The 10,581-nt window shown below is 39.1% G+C and carries 15 protein-coding genes; 9 read left to right on the top strand and 6 right to left on the bottom strand.

Annotated features, from left to right (window positions below; all coding sequences use genetic code 11):
* Positions 1-173: 173 nt before the first annotated feature.
* Together M4Z11_RS05430 and M4Z11_RS05425 are read left to right on the top strand one after the other, a co-directional pair.
* Positions 174-650 (top strand): hypothetical protein, encoded by a 477-nt coding sequence (locus M4Z11_RS05430; protein WP_249677314.1) that lies wholly within the window; start codon positions 174-176, stop codon positions 648-650.
* 29 nt (positions 651-679) lie between these two features.
* Positions 680-2,065, top strand: a complete 1,386-nt coding sequence (locus tag M4Z11_RS05425; RefSeq protein ID WP_249677312.1) for an AAA family ATPase — start codon at positions 680-682, stop codon at positions 2,063-2,065.
* An 11-nt stretch (positions 2,066-2,076) separates the two neighbouring features.
* Here the strand turns inward: M4Z11_RS05425 and M4Z11_RS05420 are convergent, their stop codons facing one another.
* Complete coding sequence (locus M4Z11_RS05420; protein WP_249677310.1) at positions 2,077-2,370, bottom strand: HigA family addiction module antitoxin; 294 nt, start codon at positions 2,368-2,370, stop codon at positions 2,077-2,079.
* Between the two features lie 16 nt (positions 2,371-2,386).
* Complete coding sequence (locus M4Z11_RS05415) at positions 2,387-2,668, bottom strand: type II toxin-antitoxin system RelE/ParE family toxin (protein ID WP_249677308.1); 282 nt, start codon at positions 2,666-2,668, stop codon at positions 2,387-2,389.
* Between the two features lie 189 nt (positions 2,669-2,857).
* Here M4Z11_RS05415 and ssb point away from each other — a divergent pair, with 189 nt between their 5' ends.
* From ssb to M4Z11_RS05395, 4 genes are read left to right on the top strand one after another with little or no spacing between them, the layout of a single operon-like run.
* Positions 2,858-3,313 (top strand): single-stranded DNA-binding protein, encoded by a 456-nt coding sequence (gene ssb, locus M4Z11_RS05410; RefSeq protein WP_249677306.1) that lies wholly within the window; start codon positions 2,858-2,860, stop codon positions 3,311-3,313.
* A 14-nt stretch (positions 3,314-3,327) separates the two neighbouring features.
* Complete coding sequence (locus tag M4Z11_RS05405) at positions 3,328-3,867, top strand: hypothetical protein (RefSeq protein ID WP_249677304.1); 540 nt, start codon at positions 3,328-3,330, stop codon at positions 3,865-3,867.
* A gap of 48 nt (positions 3,868-3,915) precedes the next feature.
* The gene (locus M4Z11_RS05400; RefSeq protein ID WP_249677303.1) at positions 3,916-4,173 is read left to right on the top strand and encodes an AbrB/MazE/SpoVT family DNA-binding domain-containing protein; all 258 of its coding nucleotides are present in this window, start codon (positions 3,916-3,918) and stop codon (positions 4,171-4,173) included.
* Positions 4,170-4,496 (top strand): type II toxin-antitoxin system PemK/MazF family toxin, encoded by a 327-nt coding sequence (locus tag M4Z11_RS05395; RefSeq protein ID WP_249677300.1) that lies wholly within the window; start codon positions 4,170-4,172, stop codon positions 4,494-4,496. Before M4Z11_RS05400 ends, M4Z11_RS05395 begins: the two co-directional genes overlap by 4 nt.
* A 149-nt stretch (positions 4,497-4,645) precedes the next feature.
* Here M4Z11_RS05395 and M4Z11_RS05390 read toward each other — a convergent pair whose 3' ends face one another.
* From M4Z11_RS05390 to M4Z11_RS05375, 4 genes are all read right to left on the bottom strand, one after another.
* On the bottom strand, positions 4,646-4,954 hold the full coding sequence (locus M4Z11_RS05390) for a HigA family addiction module antitoxin (protein WP_249677298.1): 309 nt from the start codon (positions 4,952-4,954) through the stop codon (positions 4,646-4,648).
* A 10-nt stretch (positions 4,955-4,964) separates the two neighbouring features.
* On the bottom strand, positions 4,965-5,243 hold the full coding sequence (locus tag M4Z11_RS05385) for a type II toxin-antitoxin system RelE/ParE family toxin (RefSeq protein WP_249677318.1): 279 nt from the start codon (positions 5,241-5,243) through the stop codon (positions 4,965-4,967).
* A gap of 173 nt (positions 5,244-5,416) precedes the next feature.
* Positions 5,417-6,043 carry a hypothetical protein gene (locus M4Z11_RS05380; protein ID WP_249677296.1) on the bottom strand — a complete coding sequence of 209 codons (627 nt, stop codon included), beginning with the start codon at positions 6,041-6,043 and terminating at the stop codon, positions 5,417-5,419.
* A gap of 13 nt (positions 6,044-6,056) precedes the next feature.
* Complete coding sequence (locus M4Z11_RS05375) at positions 6,057-6,647, bottom strand: hypothetical protein (RefSeq protein WP_249677294.1); 591 nt, start codon at positions 6,645-6,647, stop codon at positions 6,057-6,059.
* Between the two features lie 262 nt (positions 6,648-6,909).
* Between M4Z11_RS05375 and M4Z11_RS05370 the strand changes: the two genes are divergently transcribed.
* The 3 genes from M4Z11_RS05370 to bgtI are packed head-to-tail and all read left to right on the top strand — an operon-like array spanning position 6,910 to position 10,578.
* Entirely contained in the window at positions 6,910-7,245 is a 336-nt protein-coding gene (locus M4Z11_RS05370) for a hypothetical protein (protein ID WP_249677292.1), read from the top strand.
* Positions 7,226-8,551, top strand: coding sequence for a PBSX family phage terminase large subunit (locus M4Z11_RS05365; RefSeq protein WP_249677290.1), 1,326 nt, complete (start codon positions 7,226-7,228; stop codon positions 8,549-8,551). The genes M4Z11_RS05370 and M4Z11_RS05365 overlap by 20 nt, the downstream gene beginning before the upstream one ends.
* Positions 8,536-10,578, top strand: coding sequence for a BaGTA-type gene transfer agent portal protein BgtI (gene bgtI / locus M4Z11_RS05360; protein ID WP_249677288.1), 2,043 nt, complete (start codon positions 8,536-8,538; stop codon positions 10,576-10,578). Before M4Z11_RS05365 ends, bgtI begins: the two co-directional genes overlap by 16 nt.
* The last annotated feature ends 3 nt before the right edge of the window (positions 10,579-10,581 follow it).

The following is a 10,581-nucleotide window of genomic DNA, read 5'->3' as shown; positions in this document are numbered from 1 at the left end:
AAAATAGTGAAAAGTGGTGATCGTTTTGTGATTGTATATGTGTTTAGATCGACAGAAACGTACCGTAGAAAGAGATTTGATAGTTTTTTGATGAATTCCACATTGGCAACATAAAAAGCGCTGTGTGGTCAAATTTGAATCAAACAGAGCATGACGCAAAAATAGGAAAAAAGATGCAGATTTTAAATTTAAAACAGTTGTTCTTAACAAACCGTCAACAGCCGATGCAAAAGAAGTTTGTAGCAACGGCAATTGGTCATGTGCCGTGGGGGGATGGAGCGGCAGAATATTTTTACAATCTTTACGAATATGAAGATGGCACGAGAGAGTGTGAAAAGTTTGATGGTGGGCAGTATTACACCATACCAGAAAATGCGGATTTCAGTACCAAAGCGCAGGTAAAGGCCTGGATCTATGGGGGCAATGTGCCACGGAATATTCTGAATATCGAGCCTCTCATAGAGGAGGTGAACAAAAACATCAAAAAACATTCTGTAAAGATGGTGATGGACGATCAAGACGATGAACCCATGTTGAAAAAAATGGATCAGGAGATAGAGAAAGCTCTTCATCAAGAATTTAAGAAATCTAAAAAAAGAAAAGCATTTCAAAAGAAATCGGACAGTGTTAAGAGGCTGTTGAGTATATGAATAAGCCGTGATGAGCTGCTGGGGGATTGATGATATTTACTTCATTTGAATTAGAAAATTTTAAAGGGATAGGAAGTCCTGTAACAATAGACTTTTCAGAGGGAAATATATGTTTTCCTTTTATTTTGGTGGGGAATAATGAATCAGGGAAAACAACAACTTTGCAAGGGATTCATCTCTTTTCACAACTCTGTTTAGGGAAGCAATTAACAGATGAGGATTTTGCTTCTATACGTCCTAAAACAGCTTTTTTTGATGAAGATATTGTTTTATCTGCCACAATTTTATTGGAAGAAATAGAGATTGAAAAATTGGCTAAGATTAAAACACTAAAAAAAATCAAAGATGATTTCTCTGAAAACAGCGAGACACTCCATTTATCCTTTGTATATTCATTTACTCATAGTATCTGCAAAAAAAAATATATTAAGATCAACGGTAAAAATTATGGAGATGAAATAGCAACGGCTCTTTTGAATTATCTAAAAGATCATATTCCTGAAATCGTCTATTATGATGATTTTATGTTTGATGTTCCTGATAAAATTCGATTTTTAAAAAATGCAGATCAAGGTTTCAATGAAGAATTGAAAGAAGATAGTTTACTAAACGATAAAAAGAATCTTTTATGGCATGATATTTTTAATGATTTATTGCTAGGCAGTTGTAAAAAACAGGCTAAAAAAGAACAAAAATCAGATATTAATTTTCAGCGTGATATTGTTGATTGTAGTGATAAAGATGCAATCGATCAACGTCTTTCTTCTATCAATGATTACCTTAACACTGTTATTACAAAAGACTGGGAAGATATCACAGGAGGAAAAACTGTATTTGATAGATTTAGCATAGAAAAAGCGACAGGATCTCATCCATTTTTTGTAGACTTTTGTTTAAAGGTCAAAGCGAAAGACCGTACCTTTTCTTTACATGAAAGGAGCAAAGGATGTCGTTGGTTTTTTTGTTTTAAAGTGCTCACAGATATTCGTACCAATAGGAGTAAAAACGGAATTACTTTCTTATTGGATGAACCAGCAAGCAATCTCCATATTCATCCACAAGAGAAAATATTACAATCTTTACAGAAATTATCCTTTCTTGAAAATAATAGTGTTATTTATTCTACTCATTCTCCTTATTTGATTGAAGCAACTGAAGTGGATAATTTATTTGTGGTTCGTAATGAAGCCTCTGATTGTGATGATCCTAAAATTCTCTGTAGCAAGTTTTCTGAGCTAGACAGAGCAAGTGATGAATTGTTGAGGTCCGTTGAACCTATTTTGCAGAAGGTTGTGATAAACCAAGTTAAGCGTTTCGGCAAAAACTGGAAAGAAATTTTTCTGAAAATTTGTAATGCTACTAAAGAAACAGGCGCTATAGCTAACGCTGTTCAAAGAATTATTAATTTATTTTAGAATTAGAAATTCTAAGGATGTCCTGTTTGTTCTAAGGATAAAATATTAGGGAGTGGATTGTTCTGCCGTGCTTGCCAGAGATCATGCTTTTGTTGTAATTTAAGCCAAAATTCGGCATCGTTTAAACCAGCCTTTTCTAATCGTAAAGCAAGGTTAATACTGATTGCTGCACGACAATTTAAAACACGTGATAGAGTTAAACGTGCAACATTGAGATGATTTGCAGCCTCTGTTACTGTTAACCCTAATTCATCAAGCAATTCTTCTTTCAAAATACCACCAGGGTGTGGGGGATTGTACATCATGATAACACCTCAAACATTAATGATAATCTTGGTAATCAACAAGTTCAACATCTGTTCCAATAAAACGAAAAGTAACACGCCAATTTGCATTTACACGCATAGACCAATAACCTTTTAAAACGCCAGTAAGTTCATGTAAACGATACGACTTAATCGTTACTTGTTCGGGTGCGGATATTGTATCTAAAATTACCAAAATATTTGCTAATTTTTTCGCGTGTGCAGGTTGTATTCCTTTAACAATTCCTCTTTCGAAGAATAACTTCAACCCTTTATGCTTAAAACTAACGATTGCCATATATTACCCCTTTGTTACTTGATACGATACACCATGCATTTATGTCAATCGATTATTTATTAATTAGTCATGTAAAACATAATTTAATATGTTAAATTATAATAATATATCATTGAAATAATTGAAAAAATAAGCAAATCATGTTAAGATCTTATGTCTATAAAATACAAGTTTAAGGTCAGGAAAAACATGCTCAATAAAGTGACGTTAATCGGACGCCTTGGTGCTAATCCCGAAAGCAAAACAATGAATTCTGGAGCAGAAATAGTCAATTTTCGGTTGGCAACTTCTCAGAGCTATACAGATAAAAAGACCCATCAAAAAATAGAAAAAACTGAATGGCATTCTGTGGTGATTTTTAATCCACATTTAGCAAAAATTGCTCTTCAGTATCTCAAAAAAGGTTCAAAAGTTTACATAGAAGGAAAATTACAGACATGCAAATGGCAAGATAAAAATGGACAAGATCATTCCACAACAGAAATTGTTCTGCCTCAATACAGAGGTGAGTTAAAGTTGCTTGAGAGTATTAAAGAGGATGATCATGAAGAATCCATACAAGAGCAAGCAAAGCCATGGGAACAGAGCTTTCAAAAGCCTTCAGAAATGCCAAAGACTTCTTTCAATGATGATATGCCATTTTAATCAACAGGTTGATCATGAGACAAAGAGGAAGACCAAAAATATTGGGAAAGCTCCGAGAACCTAATGGACGTATTTCTCGGGCTAAAAAGCCATTTGTTGCTGCTGATCAATTAGCGATTGAAATGCGGGCTAAGCATTTTGGTTTGACAAAACAAGAAGCAAAGAATCCACTTTCAAGTACTTACATAGGGCGGCTTTGTTTGAAGGGTGAGCTTACTCAAGAGCAATATGACGCTGCACAAAAGTACCTACAAATCAAAAATGACTATTGGTGTGCAAAAGGATTGCCTGGTGCTGTTTATGATGAAATGCCTTCCTCTTCTGATGACAAAGCAAGAGATCAATGGGTTCAGTTGGCCACAGAGCAATTTTCAAATGTACAAGAGGTCATAAGAGAAACACAAGGCTTCTATCGACAACATAATCTTTATGCAGCGCTACAGTATCTAGTTGTAGAAGATCAAATGCTACTATATCTTGTGAATTCATTGCGGATTATTCTGAATGCGCTTCATAGACATTTTACACAAAAGCATAAAAAGATTATTGAATAGTAGGCTTTAGAATGTTATATTTTTATATAATATTAGAGAGGACGTTTTATGTACACAACAAAATTACGGAAAGTTGGAGGATCGGTGATGCTCTCTATTCCCCCTGCATTGCTTGATGTTCTTCACTTGACTGAAAATACCGAAGTTGGTTTGGCTATTGATAATGGTCGTCTTGTCGTGGGATCACCAGCTCAGCCACGATACACGATGGCTGAGTTATTAGCTGCCTCTGATTATTCGCAACCGCAATCGCCTGAAGAACGTGAGTGGGTTGATGCCTCTGCTGTAGGGGGCGAGCTTATATGAGGCGTGGTGACATCTATATGGTAGATTTGGAACCAATCCAAGGGCGAGAACAGCGTGGGTATCGTCCTGTCGTCATTGTTTCTCCTGATGATTTTAATCAAGTAACAGGTTTACCAGTTATTTTGCCGATCACAAGCGGTGGAAATTTTGTTCGCCGTATTGGATTTGCAGTGCCGCTTACGGGTACAAGAACTAGGGGTGTCATTCGTTGCGATCAGCCTCGTGTTCTCGATTTGGTGGTGCGCAATGGACGTAAAGTAGAAAGTTTGCCAACAGCTATTATGAATGAGGTATTGGCGAAGGTCGTGACGATCTTTAGTTAACCAATTATATGTAGGGTCCAGTTTTCAGATCAGATATCTTATAGAAGATCAAGCCGTGCAAGTTTATTACGGATTGCTCTGAATGCGCTTCAGAAATATTTTTTTTGTAAAAAACAATTTAAATTTAATGAACACACTTACGATTATTTTTAAATGCTACAGAATGTTGGAATCTCACTGACATCTGTTTCACGTTCAGCGTGCCAAGCATCATAAGCTGCTTGCATACGTAACCAAACAGCAGCTCCGTCACCAAACATTTTTCCTAGACGCGCTGAAACAGAAGGTGAGACAGATTTTTTCGCCTTTAAAATATCATAAAGATGCTGACGCGATATACCAAGCATTTGTGCAATTTCCAATTTTGTTTTGCCAGTTTTTGGAATAATTTCTGCTAATAGATCACCTGGATGAGAGGGGCAGCGATTTTTATGGCGTTTTGCTGGAAAATCATTCATAATTTTGTCCTCAATGATATTGTTCAAGATCAACACGATAAGCATTATATGCCTTAAATTCAAATGTAATACACCATGGTCCATTAACATGGATAGTGTAACGGGTAGGATGAAATCCAATTAAAGCATGAAAATTAAATCCTGGTAGATTCATATCTTCTGGCTTTTCAGCAACATCTAAACGGTCAAGACGGACAATAATCCGTTTTGAAAGTCTTTTATCAATTTTAGATGACTGTCCCGTTTCAAATAATTCAGCCAATGCTTTACTTTTAAATGTCTTAATCACATCATGATATGTGGCATGAACAATCACGATTGTCAATAAACAGCTTACATCTAATTAAAAACAATAAATTCATGTTTTTATTTTTAAACACTATATTTCGTTTAAAAAATACAAGATGCGGATTATTCTTAATGCGCTTCAGAAACATTTTGATCGTTAAATGACAATCTCTATTACGGTTTCATTATATTGAATATCGTTTGTAAGTTTCTGCAATATTCACCGTGTCCCTTTAACTTTTTATGATCATTTTTTTTCATTTGAGATACTATGTTATCTACTTGTTCTTTTCTGAAATCGTAATGCTTATCTATAGTCATACTAAGTTTTTTTGCATAATAAATCATTGGATCTTTGTTATCATTGACCATGTCGTATGCCCACATAAAATCGCTTTCACTCCAATCATATTCATCGCGTAAACGCTTTATTACATTGGGTAGATCCATTTGCGACATCACCTTATTATAATCACCCCGCAATAAACTCATAAAGGATGCACAACCAAGAACTGATATGTGACGATACAATATATCTTCCTGTTCAAAAAATGCATATTCTGTGCCCTGGCTGAGTGAAAGTTTTTCTGCTTTGCGTATCTTTTCAGAATGCATAGAGCCAATATATGTTTCACTTACGTATTTATTGTAAAGTCGATTATACTTCTCTATAGTATCTACACTTGTAAACATACGCGTCAATTTGTCTATAAATCCAAATGACGCTGATGCAGGTAGCGCTGATATAGAAAAGAAAGCTATAAATGTTATGATGCGTGTTATGGATAATGATTTCATCATTTTGACCCCTTAATTATTCATAAACGCTGTTTAAATGACTGAATTTCCTTTGCTTAGCTTCTAATTCGTCCCGTTCTTCAATCGCTACATTTCGTTCTCTAATAGCGTCATCACGCTCTTTTATCACTAAATTATAGGAATTAACTAGGTTATTATGGCTATAATGTAGCTTTTCATATTCTTTTGATATTATAAGCTTCCATAGATAAACATATAGGATTATTACTATTAATAAAGTGTTTGTTGAGAATTCAAAAAAATGAAGGATAGCGAGTCCTATTATGAGGAAAGTGAGGTCTTCGCATCCTATATGCCAGAGAAACCGAAAGAAGAGGATGGGAAGCGTACAGATAAGTACGGCTATCCCTTCGTTTGGAAAGCTAAAGAGAAGAAACCCTGTAGATATTATCGCTATAACTATTATGGTAGGCATGACATCTTCTGTTTTGCCAGGGCTCATAAAGCACTCATATCTAGAGAATATTATCAAACAATTTAAAAGAATTGATATTGCTGTAAAAAATCGAAGGAATTTAGGACCTGGCTCAGATAGTATATTAATTATTTCTGCTATTGCGCCAAAATATATTGATACTGGTTCCATGTTCTCCCCCCTTTTTATTAATGATCAGTTGTGTAATAGATTCGTTCAGATGATACAATGACGTCTCATTTGTTAGTAAAACGACTAGATTTAGGTGATGGAAATAAAAAAGCACAATATTTAGATTTTTTTGTTGACATTGTATAGGAAATCATATTTAATGACGCTGCTGTACTTAGTCGACTTGTCTCTAAAATTATGTTGTATTTATTCTGTATGCCCTGCAAATGCGGGGTTTTTTGTTATCTAGAGGGTGTATTTAATGACATCAGAAAATACCACTCAGCCTCCTCAAGCGCCACTTAAGAAGCGTATTCCTCCGAAGGCAGGGAGTGGTCGTGTTAAAGGTGTTCCGAATAAAATAACGCGTCTTTTGAAAGAAGCTGTGATTAAGGCTGCTGAGAATGCGGGCAATAAAATAGGAAATGATGGATTGGTCTCTTATTTAGAAAAGCAAGCTGTCAGCTGCCCAGCGGCTTATTTAGCGTTGCTTGGTAAGGTTTTACCGTTACAGGTTACCGGAGAGGACGGTGGAGCGATTAAAATGATAGGGCGCGTGGAAATAGCGCCTTTGGTTGATGACCATAAGACAGATTAAGATTGTCCCCAAGCTCATACCGATTTTTTCAGGAAGAGCAGCGGTGCGTGCGGCATGGGGAGGACGGGGATCAGGGAAGACAAGATCCTTTGCTTTGATGGCCGCTTTGAAAGGTTATCAATTTGGTATGGGAGGGATATCTGGGACGATCCTTTGTGCGCGTCAGTTTCAGAATTCGCTAGCAGAGAGTTCCTTGGAGGAAATTAAGCGTGCTGTTGAAGCGCATGATTTTTTAAAGGATTATTATCAGGTTGGGGAGTCCTCGATTAAGTCGAAGGATGGACGAATATCTTTCCAGTTTTCAGGACTAGACCGGAATATAGCCAGTATCAAATCGATGGGTCGGATTTTGCTTTGTTGGGTTGATGAGGCAGAGCCTGTTACAGAGACAGCGTGGCAGACTCTTATACCGACTTTACGTGAAGAGGGCGATGGATGGCGTGCAGAGTTATGGGTGACATGGAACCCCTTAAGAGACACTGCACCGGTTGAGAGGCGGTTTCGTTTTTCAGAGAATGAAGCAATTAAGGGTGTTGAGATCAATTGGTCAGACAATCCGAAGTTTCCGCAGATATTGAATGAAGCGCGGCTTGATGATCTTAGGAATCGTCCTGAGAGTTATAAGCATATTTGGGAAGGTGGTTATTTAAAAGCGGTTCAGGGAGCCTATTTCCAAAAGGAAATGTTGGCAGCCGAGCAAGAGGGTCGGATCGGGCGTGTTGCTCGTGATCCTCTGATGCAGCTCCGTGCCTTTTGGGATATTGGTGGGACGGGAGCGAAGGCAGATGCCACGGCGATTTGGATAGCACAGTTTGTTGGTAAAGAGATCAGAGTGCTTGATTATTATGAAGCACAGGGACAGCCGTTATCGGAGCATATCGGATGGTTGCGTCAGAATGGCTATGAGAAGGCGCTGATGATTTTGCCGCATGATGGTGCCACCAAGGATCGCGTACATAATGTGAGTTTTGAGAGTGCTTTAAATGATGCAGGTTTTGAAACGCAGGTTATTCCTAATCAAGGCCCTGGAGCGGTTAAGATGCGGATAGAGGCGGTGCGTCGTCTTTTACCGTCTGTTTGGTTTCATGAAGAGACAACGGTTGGTGGCCGCAAGGCTTTAAGTTGGTATCACGAAAAGTGGGATGACAAACGTGGCATTGGTTTAGGAGCCGAGCATGATTGGTCGAGCCATGGAGCTGATGCTTTTGGCTTGATGTGCATCACCTATGAAGCGCCACGAATGAAGACACAGCACAATCGTTATTACGCTATAGAAAGAGAAACAGCCTCATGGATGGCCTTTTAGAGAACGATAAAAAGAAAGCATATCTTGACGACTATGCACTCTATCGACGCTTAAAGTCTTGGTATGCTGAAGATATTAAGCCTGTTAATGAATGGCGGGAACAAGCGCGCGAAGACTTTGATTTTTACAATGGTCGTCAGTGGGCAGAGGAAGATCTTGCGGTTTTAAGAACGCAACGGCGTCCTGTAATGACATTTAATCGGATAGCGCCTTTGGTGAATGCGATTGTTGGAGCGGAGCGGAATAATAAGCGAGAAGTACAGTTTCAACCGCGGCAAGTTGGTGCTGCAATCCCCAATGAATTGCTAACGGGAGCAGCGGAATGGTTTCGAGATGAAGCGGAAGCTGAATATGCAGATTCCGATGCTTTTCAAGATATGATCATTTGTGGCATGGGATGGACGGATACACGTTTGGATTATGAAACAAATCCGGAAGGTGTGCCCACAGTTAGGCGTTTAGATCCGCTAAAAATGGTTTGGGATGCGAATGCTGTGAGATCCAATTTGGTTGATGCGCAGCGCTTGTGGTATGTGGATCGCAAATCCATTGAGGATGCTAAAAATCTTTTTCCTGATATGGCTTTGGAAGATCTGAATGCGGACTGGTCTGTAGAGGGAGCCATGGGTTCTGAAGATTCCCCTGTATCGCTTGATGCCTATGGCGATCCTCACACTGGAGGCTCATTCTCTTCAGACAGGCGGTTTGTGACCCTTGTTGAATGTCGTTGGTTTGAGTATGAGACTTATTATAAGGCACCGGATCCCCAAACGGGTCAGATGCGGGATTATAGTCAAAAAGAGTTTGAAGAACTTCAGACTGTTCTTCCTGAACTCCAAGGAGCTCGCTTTCAGAAGAAAATTGTTAAGCGCGCTTTTCTTGGCCGTCGCCTTTTAGCAAAGCCGGATCGGCCTTTAGCGCCTGACGGACAGCTGGGGTGGGAATGTATTACAGGCACATTGGATAAGCTTAAGAACCAGTTTTACGGGATTGTTCGTCCTGCGAAAGATCCGCAAAAATGGTCCAATAAATATTTTAGTCAGGTGATGTATATCCTCAACAGCCAATCCAAAGGCGGTTTGATGGCTGAACGCGATGCTTTTGACGATGAACGTCAGGCTTTGGACAGTTGGTCGCGCACGGATGCGATCACATGGTTGAAAAATGGAGCCTTGACCAGTGGAAAATTACAGCCGAAGCCCAGTGCGCAGTTTCCTGCTGGTTTTTTCCAGTTATTTAATGAATCGCGCGAGGCTATCACGCATGTCACAGGATTATCTGCTGAGTTTATAGGGACCAGGGAAGTCAATCAAGCGAATGTCCTGGAAAATACCCGCCGACAATCCACCTTGAATTTGCTTGCCAGTTTATTTGATAATCTCAAGCTTTACCGTTGCAGGCAAGGAAAAATTATTCTTTACTTGATCCAGAATTATCTTTCTGATGGTCGTTTAGTGCGGATTTCTGGTCCTGAGAACGCTCAGTATGTACCGTTAACGCGTGAAGCTGTGACAAGTCTTGAATATGATATTATTGTTGATGACTCTCCGACCAGTCCGAATGAAAAAGAGAAAACTTTTGCAGCGATTACTCAGATGTTACCGTTGCTTGGTGGTTTTTTAACACCGGAGATGATCCCCGATCTTCTGAAGCTTTCACCGTTACCCGCTACGCTTGTGGCGAGTTTAACGGCCAAGGCGCAGCAGGCACAGGAGCAACAGCAGCAACAGCAGATGATGCAACAAAGCCAGGGGCCACAGTTAAGCCCAGAGCAACAAGCAAAGGTTGCTGCTCTACAGCAGGAAGCACAGGCAAAAAGCACTCTCTATCACCTTGATGCACAGCAGAAACAAGCTGCCTTACAGCAGAAAAATATTGAGCTTTTCTTGAAGCAGGAGCAAGCGCGGATGCAGCTTGAGCTTCAAAGAGCCAAGAATGCGCTAGCACAGCGTGATTTAGAGCGTAAAGCATTACAAGCGCAGTCAGAACAGTATCGGGCTGCAACAAGAAGAGCAACAATATATTAAAGG

The sequence above is a fragment of the Bartonella bilalgolemi genome (genome assembly GCF_023500045.1).
Lineage (GTDB): Bacteria > Pseudomonadota > Alphaproteobacteria > Rhizobiales > Rhizobiaceae > Bartonella > Bartonella bilalgolemii.
The sequence above is the reverse complement of the archived record's forward strand: the minus strand, read 5'-3'. Positions and strand labels throughout refer to the sequence as shown.